We start from the raw sequence: 18,879 nt of genomic DNA on the forward strand, positions 1-18,879 counted from the left end.
GGAGGACGGATGTCCCGGCAATTCCTCGCGGAGGGCCTTGAGCTCTCCGGAGGTGATCGCGGCGTCGTAGCCGTGGTCGCCGTGGTCGCCCTGGCTGCTCTCGCCGTCGGGTACGTGCTGCTCAAGGAGGTGCTGGCCGCCGGCCAGGGCACCGACAAGATGCAGGACATCGCCAGGGCGGTTCAGGAGGGCGCAGCGGCCTACCTCAACCGGCAGTTCCGCACGCTCGGCATCTTTGTCGTGATCGTGTTCGTGCTGCTGTTCGCGCTACCGGCAGATGATTTGGCCGAACGAATCGGCCGATCTTTGTTCTTCATCGTCGGTGCCGCGTTCTCGGCGATCATCGGCTACCTGGGCATGTGGTTGTCCACGCGCGCCAACGTGCGTGTCGCCGCCGCCGCGAACGAAGAAGGCGGTCGTGAAAAGGCGACGCGCATCGCGTTCCGCACCGGCGGCGTGGTCGGCATGACCACGGTCGGCCTCGGCCTCTTCGGCGCGGCGCTCGTCGTGCTCGTGTACGCCGGTCAGGCCCCGAAGGTCCTGGAGGGCTTCGGTTTCGGTGCCGCGCTGCTCGCGATGTTCATGCGCGTCGGTGGCGGCATCTTCACCAAGGCCGCCGACGTCGGCGCCGACCTGGTCGGCAAGGTCGAGCAGGGCATCCCCGAGGACGACCCCCGCAACGCCGCGACCATCGCGGACAACGTGGGCGACAACGTCGGTGACTGCGCCGGCATGGCCGCGGACCTCTTCGAGTCCTACGCCGTCACGCTGGTCGCGTCGCTGATCCTCGGCACCGCCGCGTTCGGTGTGCAGGGCCTGCTGTTCCCGCTGATCGTCCCGGCGATCGGCGTGCTGACCGCGGTCATCGGCGTCTACACGACCAGGGCGAAGGTGGGCGAAAGCGGCCTTTCCGCCATCAACCGCTCCTTCTACATCTCCGCGGTCATCTCCGCGGTGCTGTGCACGATCGCGGCCTTCACGTACCTGCCGAGCTCCTTCGCCGACCTCAACGGCATCTCCGACGCGATCAAGGGCACCAGCGGCAACCCGGCGCTGATCGCGTCCGTCGCGGTGATCATCGGCATCGTGCTGGCCGGCGTCATCCTCTGGCTGACCGGCTACTACACCGGCACCGAGCACAAGCCGGTGCAGGAGGTCGGCAAGACCTCGCTGACCGGTGCGGCCACCGTCATCCTGTCCGGCATCTCGGTCGGTTTCGAGTCGGCCGTCTACACCGCGCTGGTCATCGGTGCCGCCGTCTACGGCGCGTTCCTGCTGTCCGGTTCGGTCGTCGTCGCGCTGTTCGCGATCGCGCTGGCCGGTTGTGGTCTGCTGACCACCGTCGGCGTCATCGTCGCGATGGACACCTTCGGCCCGGTCTCGGACAACGCGCAGGGCATCGCCGAGATGTCCGGTGACGTGCACGGCGAGGGCGCGCAGATCCTCACCGAGCTCGACGCCGTCGGCAACACGACCAAGGCCATCACCAAGGGCATCGCGATCGCGACCGCCGTGCTCGCCGCGACGGCGCTGTTCGGCTCCTACAAGGACGCGATCGACCAGGCCGTGCTGAAGATCGGCAACGAGATCGGCTCGCTGCCCATCTCGTTCACCAACGTGGTGTTCAGCCCGAACGTCCTCGTCGGCGTCGCCATCGGCGCGGCCGTCGTGTTCATGTTCTCGGGCCTCGCGGTCAACGCCGTGACGCGCGCCGCCGGTGCCATCGTGTTCGAGGTGCGCCGCCAGTTCCGCGAGAACCCGGGCATCATGGACTACTCGGTCAAGCCGGAGTACGGCCGCGTCGTCGACATCTGCACCAGGGACTCGCTGCGCGAGCTCGCGACCCCCGGTCTGATGGCCGTGCTCGCCCCGATCGCCGTCGGCTTCGGCCTCGGCGTCGGCCCGCTGGCCGGCTACCTCGCCGGCGCTATCGCCACCGGCACGCTGATGGCGGTGTTCCTGGCCAACTCCGGTGGGGCGTGGGACAACGCGAAGAAGCTGGTCGAGGACGGCAACCACGGCGGCAAGGGCTCCGAGGCCCACGCCGCGACCGTCATCGGCGACACCGTCGGTGACCCGTTCAAGGACACCGCCGGCCCGGCCATCAACCCGCTGATCAAGGTCATGAACCTGGTCTCGGTGCTGATCGCCCCCGCCGTCGTGACGTTCTCCATCGGCCCGGACGCGTCCGCGCCGCTGCGCATCGCGATCGCGGTGGTCGCCACCGTCATCATCATCGGCGCGATCATCGTGTCGAAGCGCCGCGGAACGGCGATCGCCGACTCGCCCGCGGAGGCCGTCAGCAACGGCGCCGCGTAGTTCCACCGCCGGTCGGGGTACGTTCGGGTGTCCACCGACGTACCCCGACCGAGGAGTTACGACATGAGGCGCAGCCTCGTCGCCACTACCGCAGTTGCCGCCATCGCGCTGGCCGGGTGCACCAACGGCGGCAACTCCGGCACGTCCACGCCGACCAGCGGCCAGCCCGACGCCGCCGCCGTCACCTACATGGACAAGGTCTGCGGCGCGGCGTCCGCGTTCGCCAAGGTCGACAAGACGGCGCCGAAGCTCGACGCGGGCGACCCCGCCAAGCTCAAGGCCGAGATGGCCGCCTACATGGGCCAGCACGCCGACGCGTTCACCAAGTCCGCCGCCGACCTCAAGCAGGTCGGGCCGTCGCCCGTCGCGGGCGGTGACGAGGCCGTGACGAAGATGTCGGAGACCTTCACCGCGCTCGGCACGCTGTTCGCCGACGCCAAGGTGAAGATCGAGCAGGCGGACGCCAACGACGCCACCGGCGGCCTGCAGGCGGCGGGAGAGGCGATCTCCAAGCTCTCCGAGCTCGCCGACCCGCTGAGGGACCTCAAGGCCGTTCCCGAGCTGCAGAAGGCCGCCCAGAGCGCGCAGAAGTGCCAGGAGATGCAGCGGCTCGGCGCCGCCCCCACGGGCTGAGCCCGACCTGTGCGGCACCACCGCCCGGAGTAGCTTGCGGCCCATGACCCGCTCCACCGCACGCGCAGTCCTCGCCGTCGTCACGAGCCTGGCCCTGGCCTCCTGCACCGGCGGCACCCCCGCGTCCACGCCCGCGGCGCCCACCGAGGTCGACGTCGTGGCGTGGCTGGACCAGGTCTGCGGCGCCGTCGGCGGCACGACGAAGGCCATGGCGGGGGAGCCGTCCATCGACCTGAGCGACCCGGCGAAGCTCAAGGCCGGGCTCTCGGGCTGGCTGACCACCCAGATCACCGCCGCCGACCGGTCGGTGAACGACCTGAAGGCGCTGGAGGACGGACCGCACCCGAAGGCGAAGGAGCTGGTCGGGGCGGTGGAGAACAGCACGGGGGAGTTCAAGGCGGTGCTCTCCGACACCAGGTCGAAGATCGACTCCTCGTCCGACGCGACCGCGGTGGTCACCGCGTTCACCGAACTGATGACCAAGGCCGCCGCGTTCGAGAACACCGGCGCCGACGTGCGCAAGCGCTTCGAGGACAGCGGGCTGGCCGAGCCGATGAAGAAGGCGGGCAAGTGCGAGGAGCTACCCCGGTGACCCGGACCAGGCTGGTCACGGCGGTGCTGGCCGCCGCGGCGCTGCTGACGGCGTGCGGTTCGGACGAGGACAAGCCCCTCACCGACGCCCAGGGCCGGTGGGTCGACGCGTTCTGCGGCGGTGTCCTGCCCGGTCTGAGGGCAGGGCAGGAGCTGCAGGCCCAGGACCCCGCCGACCCGGCCGCGGTCAAGGCCGCCTACCTCAAGCTCGTCACCGCGAACGCCGCCGCCCTCACCGACGCGGTGCGGGAGCTGACCGAGCTCGGCTCACCGTCGGATGAACTGCGGGACGTCCACGACGGCACGGTCAGGTACTTCACCGAGTCCGCGAAGTCCTACGAGGCGGCGAAGGACCCGATCACCGTGCTCGCCGCGGACGCCGGGTTCTGGGACGACGCCGAGCAGGTGCTGGCGAGGACGTCGCAGGTCAGCACGCCCGAACAGCTGCGGGCCACGTTCGACGCGCTGGAGCGGTCGCCCAAGTACGCGGCCGCCGTCGGCCGGTCGCGACCGTGCTCCGAGCTGAAGGCGAAGCAGTAGTCCAACCGGTGTGGCCACGCGTGCGCCACTGGTCACAGTCGAACGCCTGTTCTACTCTGTGGGCCGTGGTGGGGCAGCTGTCCTTCTTCTCGGCCGAGGCGCGCACGCCGGCCAAGGCGGACCTCGCCGGCTTCCTCTGCGGGCCGGGGCAGGCCGTCAGCTTCGCACGCGGCACAGCGGCCCGCGTGTACGTCGAACTGCGCGACGAGTGGCGCTACCGGCCCCTCAAGCAGGCCTGCGACGAGCGCGGCGTCACCTCCGAGCTGTGCGTCGACGACGAAGGCACGCGCTTCGTCCGCACGCCGTTCCGCACCGACCTCACCCCGCTGGCCGCCCACTGGCTGAACGGGACCGCGAAGACGGTGCCCGCCGGCTTCGAGCTGAACGGGGCGGTGCTCCGGGTCTGGGCGCTGGCCGCCGGCAGCTGGTCGGAGTCGGCCTACCTGCTCGGTTTGGACCCCAACGCACCCCAGACACACGCACCGTTGCAAAATGCCCTGCTCCAGTCCGGACTTCCGTGCACCCTGGTAGGGGCACCGGCGCTGCGGGTAACCGGCCGCCGACGGCTCGCAAGGCTCGCTGAGCTGGTCGGAAGCCCTCCCCACGGGGTGGCGATGAGCACTTGGCCGGCGGCCTGAGCGGGGCAGTCCGGCGGGGTTGTGTCACTCTGTCTCGTCGAACAGGCGTCGCAGAAGACATGACGGATGGTGTGCTTTTCGGCCGGCGCTGGGCAACACTGGCGGGCCTGGGAACGGGTTTGGAAGAGAGCGGGACGGCGTGGCTGGATCGACACGGACGAGAAAGAGCAGCGGAGGAGCGGGTGGCACCCGACGACTTGTGATCGTCGAGTCGCCCACGAAGGCGCGCAAGATCGCGTCCTACCTCGGCGCCAACTTCGTCGTGGAGTCCTCCAGGGGACACATCCGGGACTTGCCGCGCGGTGCCGCCGACGTGCCCGCCAAGTTCAAGGGCCAGGCCTGGGCCCGGCTCGGCGTGGACGTCGACCACGACTTCGAGCCGCTCTACGTGGTGTCCGCCGACAAGAAGTCGCTGGTCACCGAGCTCAGGGAAGCCCTGAAGGAAGTCGACGAGCTCTACCTCGCGACAGACGGTGACCGCGAGGGCGAGGCCATCGCGTGGCACCTGCTGGAGACCCTGAAGCCCAAGGTCCCGGTGCGCAGGATGGTGTTCCACGAGATCACCGAGTCCGCGATCCAGGCCGCCGCCGCGAACCCCCGCGACCTGGACCAGGACCTGGTCGACGCGCAGGAGACCCGCCGCATCCTCGACCGCCTCTACGGCTACGAGGTCAGCCCCGTGCTGTGGAAGAAGGTCATGCCGAAGCTCTCGGCTGGCCGCGTGCAGTCGGTGGCGACGCGCCTGGTCGTGGAGCGCGAACGCGAACGGATGAAGTTCGTCTCCGCCGGCTACTGGGACATCTCGGCGGTCATGGACGCCGGTGCCGACGCCACGCCGCGTCAGTTCGGCGCCCGCATGGTGGCGCTCGACGGCACCCGCCTCGCGACCGGCCGCGACTTCGGCTCCGACGGCAAGCTCACCGGCAAGGCTGACGTGGTCGTGCTGGACGAGGCGCAGGCCCGTGCCATCGCCGCCGGCCTGGAGCAGGCCCCCGTCCGGGTCGCCTCGGTCGAGGAGAAGCCGTACACGCGCAAGCCGTACGCGCCGTTCATGACCTCGACGCTGCAGCAGGAGGCGGGTCGCAAGCTGCGGTTCTCCGCCGACCGCACGATGCGCACCGCGCAGAAGCTGTACGAGAACGGCTACATCACCTACATGCGCACCGACAGCACGACGCTGTCGGAGACCGCGATCAACGCGGCCCGCACGCAGGCCACGGACCTGTACGGCGCGCAGTACGTCGCCGACAAGCCGCGCCAGTACACCCGCAAGGTCAAGAACGCGCAGGAGGCCCACGAGGCGATCCGGCCCGCCGGTGAGGTGTTCCGCACGCCCGGCCAGGTGGCCTCCGAGCTGGACTCCGACGAGTTCAAGCTCTACGAGATGATCTGGCAGCGCACGATCGCCTCCCAGATGGCCGACGCGCGCGGCAACACGACCAGCGTGCGGATCGTCGGCAAGGCGGCGACCGGCCAGGAGGTCACCTTCGCCGCGTCCGGTCGCACGATCACGTTCGCCGGCTTCCTCAAGGCCTACGTCGAGACCGTCGACGCCGAGGCCGGTGGCGAGTCCGACGACGCCGAGTCGCGGCTGCCGCTGCTCGCCAAGGACCAGGCGCTGACGATCGCCGAGCTGTCCCCGGACGGCCACACGACCTCGCCGCCGTCGCGCTACACCGAGCCGTCGCTGATCAAGACGATGGAGGAGCTCGGCATCGGCCGCCCCTCCACCTACTCGTCGATCATCAGCACGGTCCAGGACCGCGGCTACGTGTGGAAGAAGGGCGCGGCGCTGGTCCCGTCCTGGGTGGCGTTCGCCGTGGTCGGGCTGCTGGAGGTGCACTTCGGCCGCCTGGTCGACTACGACTTCACCGCCGCGCTGGAGGACGAGCTCGACGGCATCGCCGCCGGTCGCCAGCAGCGCACGACGTGGCTGTCCGGGTTCTACTTCGGCGGCAGCGTCGGCCCCGACGGCTCGGTCGGCCGCTCCGGTGGCCTGAAGAAGCTGGTCGGCACGGGCGTCGAGGACATCGACCCGCGCGAGGTCAACTCGATCCCGCTGTTCAGCGACTCCGAGGGCCGCACGGTCGTGGTCCGCGTCGGCCGGTTCGGGCCGTACCTGGAGCGCGAGGTCGACGGTGCCGCGCAGCGCGCGAACCTGCCAGACGACCTGCCGCCGGACGAGCTCACCGCGGAGATCGCCGAGAAGCTGTTCTCGACGCCGCAGGAGGGCCGCTCGCTGGGCACCGACCCGGTCTCGGGCAACGAGATCGTGGCCAAGGAGGGCCGCTTCGGCCCGTACGTGACCGAGGTGCTGCCCGAGCCGGAGGAGAGCACGCCGAAGTCGAAGCTGCCGAAGCCGCGCACCGGCTCGTTGTTCAAGTCGATGTCGCTGGACACGATCACGATCGACGACGCGCTGAAGCTGCTGTCGCTGCCGCGGGTGGTCGGCAAGGACCCGGAGACGGGCGCCGAGATCACCGCGCAGAACGGCCGCTACGGCCCGTACCTCAAGAAGGGCACCGACTCGCGGTCGCTGGCCGACGAGTCGCAGATCTTCACGGTCACGCTCGACGAGGCCCTGAAGATCTACGCCGAGCCGAAGAAGCGCGGCCGGGCCGCCGCCGCGCCGCCGTTGCGGGAGCTGGGCAACGACCCGGTGTCCGGCAAGCCGATGGTGATCAAGGAGGGCCGCTTCGGCCCGTACGTCACCGACGGCGAGGCGAACGCGTCGCTGCGCAAGACCGACAGCGTCGAGTCGATCACCGACGAGCGCGCGGCCGAGCTGCTGGCCGAGAAGCGCGCCAAGGGCCCGGTGAAGAAGAAGGCACCGGTCAAGAAGGCGACGACCGCGGCGAAGAAGCCGGCGGCCAAGAAGGCCCCGGCGAAGACGAAGAGCTGACGTGACGGGGGTGGCGGGTGCCGAGCTCTGACTTCGGTCCGGACGGGACGCAGGCCCCGCCGCCACCCCCGCTGTTCCCCGACCCGCTCGCCGGGCTGGTGACGGCCGACACGTGGGTGGCACCCCAGTGGTCCTCGCTGCGGACCGCGTCGTTCTCGTCACGTGTGGCGGTGCCGACACCTCCCGATCCCACCGAGCAGGTGCGGCAGGCCGTCCAGGCCCAGCTGGAACAGGAGCGGCGGCGCCCGCAGAGCCGCCGGCCACGACCGGGGCAGCAGGCCGCGCAGTGGCCGCAAGTGCCTGCCGCACAGGCGCAGCAGCCCGTGCAGAAGCCCAACACCGCCGCTACCGTGGTCGGCTGCATCGTCGTCCTCGGCTTCTTCGTGCTGGTGCTCGTGAGCGTCCTCGGCGCGATCTTCAGCGGATAGTGACCTTTCGACGCCGAGAGTCCGGCGTCGTCACCCACTACATCCGGTTACCCTGATCGCACCCGCACGGGCGAGCAGAGGTGACTGAGATTCAGGACGCGGACACACCAGCGACGCAGGCAGACCCGGCCGGGTCCGCCCAGTCCAGCGTGTCCACGGTCCACCGGCTGCGGTCGGTGCTCGCGATCCGGCCGTTCCGCCGGCTCTGGCTCGTCACCTACCTGTGCAGCGTCGGTGACTGGCTGTCACTGCTCGCGTTGACCGGTCTGGTCTCCGAGATGCTGAACAGCTACCAGTGGCAGTCGTTCGCACTGTCGCTGGTCGTGCTGACCCAGCTGCTGCCCGGCATCCTGTTCGCCCCCGTCGGCGGGGTGCTCGCCGACCGCTTCGACCGCCGCAAGGTCATGGTCGTCTGCGACGTCCTGCGCGGGTCGCTGTTCATCTCGATCGCGCTGATCGGGTCGCCGATCTGGCTGTTCGTGGCGAACTTCCTGGTCGGCTGCTGCGCGATGCTGTGGATTCCGGCCAAGGAGTCGGCGGTGCCGAACCTGTTGCGCCGGCCCGACCAGGTCGAGTCGGCCAACCAGCTCGGCCTCGTGATGACCTACGGCATCTCGACCATCAGCGGGTTCGGCCTGTACTCGCTGATCGCGGGCGTGCCGGCGTACCTGAACCTGCAGGGCGGCGACCTCGAGTTCCGCATCGCGACCATCGCCGTGATCATCAACGGCCTGCTGTACTTCACCTCCGCCGTCCTGATCGCCACCCGGCTGCCGGAGCTGTCCGGCCGGGCCGCGCGGCAGAAGAAGGAGGTCGACGCCGACAAGCCGGGCTTCGTCGCGATGTTCCGCGAGGGGGTCAGGTTCGCCGCCGCGACGCCGCTGGTCCGCGGCCTGGTGATCGGCATGATCGGCGCGTTCGCCGCGGCCGGTGTCGTGATCGCGACGGCGAAGCTCTACGCGACCTCGCTCCTCGGTGGCGCGTCGACGTTCGGCCTGCTGTTCATGGCCGTGTTCCTCGGGCTCGCGGTCGGCATGGCGACGGCACCCCGGTTCGCGCGCAGGCTCGCCTACAACCGGCTGTTCGGCGTGACGATCGTCGGCGCGGGCGTCACGTTGACGCTGGTCGCGCTGGCCCCGAGCCTGTGGCTGGCGCTGCTGATGGTGTCGCTGGTCGGCCTGTGCGCCGGCGTGGCGTTCCTGACCGGTCTCACGATCGTGGGCTCGCAGGTCGAGGACGAGATGCGCGGCCGCACGGTGGCGTTGATCCAGTCGTTGCTCAAGGTCGTGCTGTTCGGTGCGTCGGCCGGTGCTCCGCTGCTGGTCGCGGTGCTGCAGAAGCGCACGGTCAGCATCTTCGGCCACCCGATGGAGGTCGACGCGACCCGTCCGGTGATGCTCGGCGGTGCGGTCATCGCGATCGTGCTCGGCCTCGTCGCCTACCGGCAGATGGACGACCGTCGCGAAGAGCGCGTGCTGTCGTCGTTGTTCGCCGCCATCCGCGGACGCTCGCGCACCAAGGGTCTGCTGATCGCCGTCGAGGGCGACACGCGTCAAGACACGTCCGTGCAGGCCCGTCGGCTCGCGGCCGCTCTTCGCGCCGAGGGGTTCGAGGTGCTGCTTGCCGCCGACCCCGAACACGACGAACGCCGTCTGCGCACGATGCTGTCGTCCGCCGAGCTGGCCGGCGTGCGCGCGCAAGCCCTCGTTGCCGCCGCCGTGCGCGCCGACGTCGTCGAACGGCAGGTGCGTCCCGCGCTAGACGAGGGGTCCATCGTCGTGATGGAGCGCTACGTCGACTCGCCCCTGGCGCACTTCAGCGCGACCGGCACCCTGGAGCACCAGGAACTCGAAGGCCTGGTCGAGTGGGCCACCGGTCGCCTGCGCCCGGACCTGACGATCCTGCTCGACCGCCCGGTGTCCGACGGCAAGGCGATCGGCCTGGAACAGCACTGGCGGGTCCAGCGCCTGCTCAGCGAGATGGCCGCCGCGAACCCCGACCGCTACCTGGTGGTCGAGACAGACGGTGACGCCGACACGACCGCGCACCGCGTCCACACCGCCGTGCTCCCGCTGCTCGCGTCCCGCAAGAAGGTGCCCGCGGAAGCCCCCGCCCCGACGTCGTGACCGGCCCGGCCGCTGGGAGACTGCACCCATGAGCGTGTGGGACGAGGTGGTCGGCCAACCCGACGCGGTGGCAAGCCTGTCCGCGGCGGCCGAGGCAGCCGCCACGATCGTCGCCGGCGGCACCCCGGCACCCGGCGTGATGACCCATGCCTGGCTCTTCACCGGCCCACCCGGCTCCGGCCGTTCGTCCACGGCCCGTGCGTTCGCCGGCGCGTTGCAGTGCGTTGTCACCGATGACCGCCCAGGCTGCGGTGAGTGCACCGGCTGCCGCACGGCCCTGCACGGCACACACGCCGACGTGCGCGTCGTCATCACCGAAGGCCTCTCGATCTCCGTGGCCGAGATGCGCTCCCTCGTGCAGATCTCCGCCCGTCGCCCCACGTCCGGCCGTTGGCAGGTCGTCATCATCGAGGACGCCGACCGCCTCACCGAGGGCGCCGCGAACGCGCTGCTGAAGGCCGTCGAGGAACCCCCGGAGCGCACCGTCTTCCTGCTCTGCGCCCCCTCCGACCACCCGGAGGACGTCTCGATCACCATCCGCTCGCGCTGCCGCCTCGTCCCCCTCGGCTCCCCCCGCCCCCCGGCCATCGCCTCAGCACTGGAAGTCGTCGACGGCGTGTCCCCTGAGATGGCCTCCTGGGCCGCCTCCGTGTGCGGCGGCCACGTGGGCCGCGCCCGCCGCCTGGCCGTCGACCCCGAAGCCCGCGAACGCCGCGAGGCCGTCCTGCGCATCCCTCTTGCCCTGCGCAAACCCGCCGACGTCTTCACCTGCGCCGACGAGCTCATCAAGGCGGCAGAGGAAGACGCCACCACCGCCAACGAGGCCCGCAACGAGGCCGAACGCACCGCCCTGGAAACCGCCATGGGCGCCGGCGGCACCGGCAAGGGCACCGCAGCCGCCACCCGCGGCGCGAAGGGCGCGTTGAAGGACCTCGAAAAGCGCCAGAAGTCCCGCGCCACCCGCACCCAGCGCGACTCCCTCGACCTCGCCCTGGTCGACCTCGCCGGCTTCTACCGCGACGCCCTGGTCACCAAAACCGGCTCCGAGGCGTCCCTGATGCACCCCGACCGCGCCGCCGACTCGCGCACCGCCGCCGCCCAGTGGTCGCAGGAGTCGATCCTGCGCCGCCTGGAGGCCGTGCTGTCCTGCCGGGAGGCGATCGAGGTGAACGTGAAGCCGCGCATCGCGATCGAGGCGATGGTCACCACGCTGCACCGCGGCTGACGTGCGGTTCTCGGGTGCCGCTGGCCCGCCCCAGCAGGTGCACCCGACTCCGCCACGCCAGCGTCAGTTCGGAACACGACGCGGCCGGCGACGGACCGGGAGCGCCGCCACCACCACGACCCCGACGAGCAACAACCCGGCACCGGTCCAGAACAGCGGAACCGACTGGTACGCGGCGTTGGTGTAGGCGAGCGGCGGTGCCTTCTTGGGCGGCGCCGCCGCACCACCCGGCTCCTGCGGGGCGTTCGTCTGCGGCGGCTGTGACGTTCCGCACACCACGCCGCCCTGCGGTGCCGCGGCGCGGGCGATCTGCTCGCCGAGCGAGATCTGCGCGAGCGCGGTGGGCAGGTTCGGGAGCTTCAGCTTGTCCGTCGGCAGGAGCTGCACGTCGAGCATCCGCGCGGTCGCGCCGAGCTGGTAGCCGGTGAAGCCGTTGCCGGAGAAGGCGGCCTTCTTCTCGGTCAGGCCCGCGATCTGCAGCTTCACCACGACCAGGTCGAGCAGCAGCGGCACGTCCAGCACCGGGTGGGCGGCGTCGAGGGTGCCGAGGTCCTTGCCGTTCTGGCTGACCTTGAGCACCGGCGCGGTGTAGCTGATCGTCGAGGTCTTCTCGTCGCCGGTCGCGGTGGCGGTGAGCGTCGGCGGGGTGACCACGTCGATCTTCAGACCGCCGGCGAGCTCGATGCTGACCGCCCGCATCGTCGACGTGGACGCGACGGCCTTGTTCTTGCTGCCCGGCAGGTCGACGAGCCGGACGGCGGAGCTCGCCTCGAACGTGTCCGGGATGCTCACCAGCCCGGTCTTGGGCGCCAGCGGCACCTCGGCGGGCAACGCGCTCAGCACCTGCAACCCGGCCAGCGACGTCGTGGCCGTGGCGAGCGGGCTGATGCACGGCCCGACCTCCTCGTCCCACCGCGCCTGCACGCTGCCGTTGAGCACGCTCAGCTTCGCGAGCGGCGTCTCCGGGATCGGCAGGCCGCCCTTCGTGGGCTGCGGGTTGTCCGGGATCGCCGTCTGCACCAGCGTTCCCGGCGTCTGCGGCGCCCGTCCGGCCACCGCGAACCCGAACGGGTTGGCCTGCGTGACCACGCGTTCCGTCGCCAGGAACGCCTCGGTGTTGACCTGCGCGCTCGACAGCCCCAGCCCGAGCTCGGTCACCGACTGCTTCGGCAGCTGCTCACCGAACCCCGGCAGGATCGTGCTCGTCGGAACGCCCTGCGGCCCGAGCCGCACCACCGCGAGCCCCGTGCCCGCGTCACCGACCGCGTGCGCCAACGGCTGCGGCCCGTTCGGCGACGACGCCGGCGGCTGGTTCGGGTCCCTCGGCCCCGGCACCGGTGTGGTCGGCGGCTGGGCGAGTGCCGGCCCTGCGGCGAGTGCCAGCAGCAGACCGGCCAGCGGCACGGAGAACGAGCGACGCATGAACCACTCCTCGACGCGGACTAGGAGACGGTGACCTCGGTCACGGTCGGTTCAACGATGCCGACCCCCGTGAGTGACGGGTCCACGGGTCAGCTATAGTTATCGCGTCTCGCCGCCTTAGCTCAGTCGGCCAGAGCGGCTCACTCGTAATGAGCAGGTCATCGGTTCGATTCCGATAGGCGGCTCGGTGAGATAAGACCCAGGTCAGGCTTCCTGACCTGGGTCTTTCTGTATCCGCAGGTTCGTGACGAGTTGTAGAGCTGCGCTGCTCTGGGCCTCGTGTGTGCTCGAAGTATGCCCATCGGTTCCCGGTGGACTTGCGCGGGACGAGCTTGGTCGCCGCTTCGGCGGCACGGTGAGCGACCTCGGGCGGGACGCTCGTGTAGATGTCCGATGTGATCGTGATGGACGGGTGACCGAGCATCTCCTGCACAGTCTTCATGTCTGCGCCGCCCGCGAGAGCGAGCGTCGCCGCACCGTGCCGCAGGTCGTGCAGCCGGATCGGCGGCAGGCTCGACGTCCGCACGATCTTCTCGAACGCCTCGGACACCTTGCCTGGGTGCAGCGGCGTCCCGTTGGCCTCGGTGAACACGCGGCCTGTGTTGATCCAGGCCTCGCCCCACTCCAACCGTTCGGCTGCCTGCTGCGCCTTGTGCGTTCGCAGGACTTTGACCGTCTCGGCGTCCAGCGCAACGACTCGTGCACCGCTGGACGTCTTCGGGTCTCCCTCCTCGACCTCCCAGCCGGCGAGCACGAGCTGAGTTGCGACCGTCGCCGTCCTCGTGTCGAGGTCGACGTCTGACCAGCGCAACCCGCAACCCTCGCCCCGACGCAGGCCCCGGAACGCGATCAGGTGATGCAGCCCGTACAGCCTGTCCTCGTGCACCAAGTCGAGGAACTCGCCCGTCTGCTCTGGAGTCCAGACCATGACCGGTGACGGCTTCTCGCCGGACCGCTTCCACTGCTCGACGCGCTCGGCTGTCCACACCAGGGCCTTGGGGCGCTTGCCTGGTTCGACGCTGCCTCGGCCGTCACGTAGCCGGAGCGGCGGAGCAGCCGACGCTCACCGTCCGCTGTAGACGAGAGTTCTTGACGGATCGCTACCGTCCCGTGTGCTCGCTGACGCTGACCGGTATGTCATAGCAACTCGCGGCGTGTACGAAACTTGGAGTTATTTGACCAGCTGCCACTTGCCGCACCGCTGAGTGGTGAAGCTGCCGTCTGTTGATGCGATCGTCACAGTGATCGACTGGGCGTGTGTGGCGAAGTTGTTGTCGATGATCTCGCCGTCAGGCCGTGTCCGCTCCCAGTAGCAGTCATCAACGCTGAACAGCGTGCGGTACTTACCGGGCTTGATCTTCCCCTTCCCGGTACCGATCTCGTAGGTTCCGCTACCGAAGGGAACGTTGCCTTCGAGAACTTCGTTCAGTGCGCCTTGGTGCTCGGCGCACAACAGCGGTATGCCGATCTTGAAAATCTCTAGTCTCTTCGCATCCTCGTTGATCTGCCCCTGGAGGAACTCCGACGCGGTCACGTACTGAGCCGGGGTCGTCATGCTCTTGCACACGTCGAGCACCCATGCGGATGCCGTGCGGTATGTCGTGCCTACAGCCGAGTCGAGCCCTGCTGCCTGTGCGGCCTCATCGACCTTCTCCGCTGGAGTGAGTTCTCCAGGTTTGACCCACACGGTCGCAGTCGAGTGGGTGCTGCGGTTGGCCTCGATCGAACTCACGACCCACTTGTTCAGGGACTCGGGGAGCGTGCCAGAGGTCGAAATCTGGAAGAGGTTCGACTTCTTGATCGCATGCGTCACATAGACGTAGTAGCCGAGTTTCTGGATCTCGGCGACCGCTGTGTTCGCAGTGACGCCCACGTACTTGGCTGTGTCGATCACAGGCGGAAGCGGTGCGGCGGAGGTAGTCGTGGTCGTTACCGCCGTTGATGATCGGGACGGTTCAGACGAAGGACTTGCAGCGCCGCAGGCGCACAGCGTGACTACTACGCCTAGCGCGATGATGGGCAGCGTGAATCGGCGCATGCGGAACTCTTTTCGCAGTCGCTAGTGGGTGTCACATCTGGCTGCCAGGCATGCCCTGTATCGGTGTGAGACCAGCAACGCGTTACCGACCGTGGTCGTCCACTGAGATCGACTCAGCCGATCCTTATCAGCCCGGTGTCAGAAGGGCGTTGAGGCGTTGCAGTGCCAGCTGCCCGCCCGTGCTGATTTCGATGAGTCCGCCGTCGTCGGCGGCGCGGATCGTTCGCTGGATCTGATGCGGCAGGCGGTGCGTCTCTGCCGCAAGGAGTGCGGTGCGCAAGGCGTCCCGTGCGCCGTCTCGCTGGCGTGCTGCAAGCAGAACCTGTCCGGCGGTGACTCGCTCGATGATGTGCCATTGCGGCGCGACCGGCGGCGCGACCGGCATGTTCGTCTGCATGATCCGGACCGCCTTGGCGGCTCGGCCAGTCGTGACCAGCCCGCGTAGTTCGATCTCCCGGAACGTGAACGGGTTGAACAGCATGCTGCGGCCGCCAACGTCGTCGAGCCGTTCGCGGTACCCGTCGATCGCGAGGTCGAACAGGTCCGGGTCACTATGTTCGCCTGCGGCACGAGCGAGCAGTGCGAACGCGGCTCCCTGCCCCTCACGATCCTCGGACACGGCAACCGCCCGGCTGAGTCGAGCAATTGCTGCGCCGGCGTGGCCGGCCTTGCGCAGTTCGTTCCCGTGCATCCGGAGCGCGTGAGCGAGGAATGCCTGATCGCCGAGGCGCTCGGCGATCACGAGTGCCTTGCCCGTCCAGCGGGCAGCAGCCACCAGCCGTTCTTCAGGCAGCACCGTGCCGAGCGAGACGCCGAGCGCGGCACGGCCCTGACCGAGCAGGATCATTGTGTCCCGTTCGGCCCGTCCCTCGGCGGCTCGTGCCTCAAGCCGAGCGACCAGCGGCCACAGCTCGTTGACGGCGTCGACGGCCCTGCCGGACTGGCGTGCGATCTCAGCAAGGCGGATGGTCGAGTCACCGAACTGGATCATCGCCGCGAAGTCGGCATCGTCGTTGTCGGTCACGCCGAGGGCGTGCATCGGCACCCCGAGCGTCCGCGCGATGTGCCGGCGCGTAGCGACGTCGCTGATGTTCCGGCGACCGGTCTCGATCATCGACACGTAGGTCTTGTCGTAGCCGAGCAGCGCGGCGAGCCGTTCCTGACTGAGCTTGTTCAGCCTGCGGTACACCCGCAGGATCGTTGCCAGGTCACGACTTCTGAGGGCCGCGGTTGCCTCTGGTGCCGACCACAACCACACGGCGGGCATGAGTCGGCGAGCAGGGACGACCGGGGCGACGTGGCGAGCACTCGCGTGACAGGTGGGGCAGATCGGCTCGACGGCAAGTCGACTCAGCTCGGCTCCACACGCGTCACACCGCCCGCCCGTCACGGCTCACCTGACCGCGTCCGCGCGCAAACGTTCGAACCACGCTGCGATTGACCGCTTGTAGCCCTCTGGCATGTTCAAGCCGGGCACTTCGTCCTCGGTGAACAGGCCGATTTCTTTGTGCTCGTCGGACAGCACGGGTTCGCTGTCGCCGTCCGGGTGGCAGCCGTAGGTCACGATGAACACGTTCTTCTCAGCGACGTCGATGTAGTACATCCACGTGTCGAGGATCGGCCCGGTCGTCACCTTCCACTGCGTCTCTTCGGTGATCTCGCGGGCAACGCACTCTTCCGGGGTCTCGCCTGGCTCGATGCGGCCGCCCGGCAGCTCCCACTCCTCGCGCTCGTTCTTCAGCAGCAACACCTTGCCGTCGCGGATCGCCACGCCCTTGATGGAGACGGGGTAGGTGAGCTGGCTCATCGAGGAGTCCTCCGTGATCGCAGGCGGTTGCTCAACGGCAACGTAGCACCGGAACTCACCGTGCCGAGGCGGCGCGATGTTGACAGCCTGTCACTGGACGTGGTGGATCGAACGGCGTTCTGCTGATCCCGTGGACGAGTCGTTCCGGGAGGTAGACGCCATGATCGAGCCATATCGCGTCAACGCGGACTCCACCGACCTGGTCGGGCTGATCGCTGAGCGGGGACTCGCTGTGGTCGACGGTCTCGACGGCCCCGAGGACCTGCTGAGGCTCGCGCAGTCGATCGCCGTAGTCGTTCCGCATCGCGACAGCGGACCTGACGGCGTCACCACGATCGCTGACCTCGGTGAGTCCGTCGTGCGTAGCGGGTTCGCGGGCTTCAGCGCGTGTGCGCTCAACCCGCACACCGATCGCTCAGGCGTTCCGCACCCGCCCGCCCTGCTGATGATGAGCTGCACACAGGCTGCGACAACCGGTGGCGAGTGCGTGCTCATCGACGGCCAGGCCTTGTACGACGATCTCGCCGAGTCGGAGCCCGAAGCGCTCATCGCGTTGAGGACGCCGCGTTCCGTGCTGTTCGGCGGTGCGGCAGGACATCTCAGCTCGATCTTCAGCGACAACGGTCGAGGTCGAATCGCCGTCAGACTTCGGCTCGACGAGCTCGCTCAGTTCGCGCCTGAGGTCAGCCGGTGGATTCCGGCACTGCGGGCGGCGATCGACCGCCACGCGTTTGAGTTCAGGCTCACTGCCGGGCTGGGCTACGTACTCGACAACCACCGCTGGCTGCACGGCCGGCGAGCGTTCACCGGACAGCGCGTGGTCCACCGCGTGAACGGCGATCCGTTGCCGGACCTCGTTGTGGCGACCGGTGTTCGCGTCCGGGCGTCGAGTGATGCCGCATGAACGACGACGCAGCGATTCCGCGTTTCCCGCAATCGCTGCGCTCATTGCGATCAGAGAAGCGGGCTGGCCCTTCTGCTGTTCCAGTGCCTATCCCAGCACGTCCAGCACCCGGCACATGTCGTGAAACCCCTCCACGCACGCCTCCGCCACGGCCCGGTGCCGGTGTTCCGTCCGGGCGAACTCCAGCAGGAAGTACGGGTCGAGGTCGTCCGGACGGTCCACAAAGGCCTCCACGACCACGCCGGTCACCAGGTTCTCGAACCGGCAGTGCTCGCCGTGCTCGTGCACCGACCACGCCTCGTCCACGGCGTCGGAGGCCAGCGCCACGACCAAAGCCCGTGCGGTGGCGCGGAAGTCGGCGATCAACGCCTCCACGGCCGGCCGCAGCAGGGTGAGCTCGTCGTCGGAGATGAGCCGCAGCACCAGGAGTTGGCGTTGCCCGCCGATCACCGCGACGTCCGGTGGCAGCACGGCGCGCAACGCGGACGCCGCCTCGGTCGCCGCCTGCAGGCCCGCGGTGAGCGGGATGCGGAACGGGTGCCCGCGGGTCAGGTCCACGGGCGGCACCCTAACCGCAGGTCGCCAGGGCCTTCTCCAAGGCCGACCGCTCCGCCGGGGCCACCGTCAGGGCGTAGGCGGTCTTCACCGTCACGTAGATCCGCCCGTACGAGCACGCGTAGGCCGCGTTGGGCGGCATCCACTCGTCGGGCGTCTTGTCGCTCTTCGACTGGTTGACCTTGCCCGAGGTCGCCACGAGGTTGCGCAGGTCGTTCGCCGCCGCCACGCGCTTCTCCGCGGGCCAGGCCGCCGCTCCGCTGCGCCACATCTCGGCGAGCGGCACCACGTGGTCGATCTGGATCGAGGACACCTTGGTCACCTGCGAGCCGGTGTAGGGGTCGTCCAAGGTGCCGGACTGCACGCCGCAGCGGCCCGGTTTGCGTTCCACGGCGGTCAGGTCGCGGGCGAGGACCTGGCTGCGCTGGTCGCAGCCGTCGCCGTCCACGTCGGACCAGGGCCGGCCGAACACGCAGGCGCCGGGGCAGTCGCGGTCGTAGCCGCGCAGCGTTCCCGGTGCGCCCGCCGGCAGCGAGGCGAGCGAGGTGCGGGCCGTGGCGGCGTCGAGCGTGCCCTCGGGCACTCGGTCGACCTGAGCCGAGGTGGGGAGCGCTGCACACCCGGTGAGCAGGAAGATGAGCAAGATCCACCGCATGGGGTGGACATACCCGCCGCGCGTGGCGGTCATGGCGGCCCATCGGCCTAAATCCCGGGGGACGAATGGGCCGCGACGACGCCCGGGCTGCTCGAC

Annotated in this window: 16 protein-coding genes, 1 tRNA gene and 1 pseudogene; 11 read left to right on the plus strand and 7 right to left on the minus strand. The window is 69.4% G+C overall.

The window, feature by feature from the left end:
* Positions 1-9 precede the first annotated feature (9 nt).
* From ACZ7CD_RS05585 to ACZ7CD_RS05625, 9 genes are all read left to right on the plus strand, one after another.
* Positions 10-2,319 carry a sodium-translocating pyrophosphatase gene (locus ACZ7CD_RS05585; RefSeq protein WP_458429664.1) on the plus strand — a complete coding sequence of 770 codons (2,310 nt, stop codon included), beginning with the start codon at positions 10-12 and terminating at the stop codon, positions 2,317-2,319.
* Positions 2,320-2,382: 63 nt separating this feature from the next.
* A complete protein-coding gene (locus ACZ7CD_RS05590) occupies positions 2,383-2,952 on the plus strand; it encodes a hypothetical protein (protein WP_360385152.1) in 570 nt (189 codons plus the stop codon).
* A 43-nt stretch (positions 2,953-2,995) separates the two neighbouring features.
* On the plus strand, positions 2,996-3,544 hold the full coding sequence (locus tag ACZ7CD_RS05595) for a hypothetical protein (protein WP_470378358.1): 549 nt from the start codon (positions 2,996-2,998) through the stop codon (positions 3,542-3,544).
* Positions 3,541-4,083, plus strand: a complete 543-nt coding sequence (locus tag ACZ7CD_RS05600) for a hypothetical protein (protein WP_470378359.1) — start codon at positions 3,541-3,543, stop codon at positions 4,081-4,083. The genes ACZ7CD_RS05595 and ACZ7CD_RS05600 overlap by 4 nt, the downstream gene beginning before the upstream one ends.
* 65 nt (positions 4,084-4,148) lie before the next feature.
* On the plus strand, positions 4,149-4,721 hold the full coding sequence (locus ACZ7CD_RS05605) for a hypothetical protein (protein WP_360385158.1): 573 nt from the start codon (positions 4,149-4,151) through the stop codon (positions 4,719-4,721).
* Positions 4,722-4,860: 139 nt separating this feature from the next.
* Positions 4,861-7,623 carry a type I DNA topoisomerase gene (topA, locus tag ACZ7CD_RS05610; RefSeq protein WP_470378360.1) on the plus strand — a complete coding sequence of 921 codons (2,763 nt, stop codon included), beginning with the start codon at positions 4,861-4,863 and terminating at the stop codon, positions 7,621-7,623.
* A 17-nt stretch (positions 7,624-7,640) separates the two neighbouring features.
* Positions 7,641-8,051: a hypothetical protein gene (locus tag ACZ7CD_RS05615; RefSeq protein ID WP_360385162.1), complete on the plus strand. Its 411-nt coding sequence runs from the start codon at positions 7,641-7,643 to the stop codon at positions 8,049-8,051.
* An 80-nt stretch (positions 8,052-8,131) separates the two neighbouring features.
* Positions 8,132-10,177, plus strand: a complete 2,046-nt coding sequence (locus ACZ7CD_RS05620; protein ID WP_470369620.1) for a bifunctional MFS transporter/dTMP kinase — start codon at positions 8,132-8,134, stop codon at positions 10,175-10,177.
* 28 nt (positions 10,178-10,205) lie between these two features.
* Entirely contained in the window at positions 10,206-11,402 is a 1,197-nt protein-coding gene (locus tag ACZ7CD_RS05625) for a DNA polymerase III subunit delta' (RefSeq protein WP_470369619.1), read from the plus strand.
* Positions 11,403-11,465: 63 nt separating this feature from the next.
* Here ACZ7CD_RS05625 and ACZ7CD_RS05630 read toward each other — a convergent pair whose 3' ends face one another.
* Entirely contained in the window at positions 11,466-12,824 is a 1,359-nt protein-coding gene (locus ACZ7CD_RS05630; RefSeq protein WP_470378361.1) for a hypothetical protein, read from the minus strand.
* A gap of 111 nt (positions 12,825-12,935) precedes the next feature.
* On the opposite strand from ACZ7CD_RS05630, the gene ACZ7CD_RS05635 reads away from it, so the two are divergent.
* Positions 12,936-13,009: transfer RNA gene (locus tag ACZ7CD_RS05635), tRNA-Thr, on the plus strand.
* A 248-nt stretch (positions 13,010-13,257) separates the two neighbouring features.
* Here the strand turns inward: ACZ7CD_RS05635 and ACZ7CD_RS05640 are convergent.
* The 4 genes and pseudogenes from ACZ7CD_RS05640 to ACZ7CD_RS05655 form a co-directional block, all read right to left on the minus strand.
* Positions 13,258-13,752 (minus strand): annotated as a pseudogene (locus ACZ7CD_RS05640) (tyrosine-type recombinase/integrase); the annotation flags it as partial.
* Between the two features lie 243 nt (positions 13,753-13,995).
* Entirely contained in the window at positions 13,996-14,718 is a 723-nt protein-coding gene (locus ACZ7CD_RS05645) for a hypothetical protein (protein WP_470378362.1), read from the minus strand.
* 271 nt (positions 14,719-14,989) lie between these two features.
* Entirely contained in the window at positions 14,990-16,051 is a 1,062-nt protein-coding gene (locus tag ACZ7CD_RS05650; RefSeq protein ID WP_470378363.1) for a helix-turn-helix domain-containing protein, read from the minus strand.
* A gap of 204 nt (positions 16,052-16,255) precedes the next feature.
* On the minus strand, positions 16,256-16,669 hold the full coding sequence (locus ACZ7CD_RS05655) for an NUDIX hydrolase (RefSeq protein WP_470378364.1): 414 nt from the start codon (positions 16,667-16,669) through the stop codon (positions 16,256-16,258).
* Between the two features lie 130 nt (positions 16,670-16,799).
* Between ACZ7CD_RS05655 and ACZ7CD_RS05660 the strand changes: the two genes are divergently transcribed.
* The gene (locus ACZ7CD_RS05660) at positions 16,800-17,573 is read left to right on the plus strand and encodes a TauD/TfdA family dioxygenase (protein ID WP_470378365.1); all 774 of its coding nucleotides are present in this window, start codon (positions 16,800-16,802) and stop codon (positions 17,571-17,573) included.
* A gap of 87 nt (positions 17,574-17,660) precedes the next feature.
* Here ACZ7CD_RS05660 and ACZ7CD_RS05665 read toward each other — a convergent pair whose 3' ends face one another.
* A complete protein-coding gene (locus ACZ7CD_RS05665) occupies positions 17,661-18,131 on the minus strand; it encodes a hypothetical protein (RefSeq protein ID WP_470378366.1) in 471 nt (156 codons plus the stop codon).
* A 10-nt stretch (positions 18,132-18,141) separates the two neighbouring features.
* On the minus strand, positions 18,142-18,783 hold the full coding sequence (locus ACZ7CD_RS05670) for an HNH endonuclease family protein (RefSeq protein WP_360385172.1): 642 nt from the start codon (positions 18,781-18,783) through the stop codon (positions 18,142-18,144).
* Between the last annotated feature and the right edge of the window lie 96 nt (positions 18,784-18,879).

The organism is Lentzea sp. NPDC036949 (assembly GCF_055608075.1).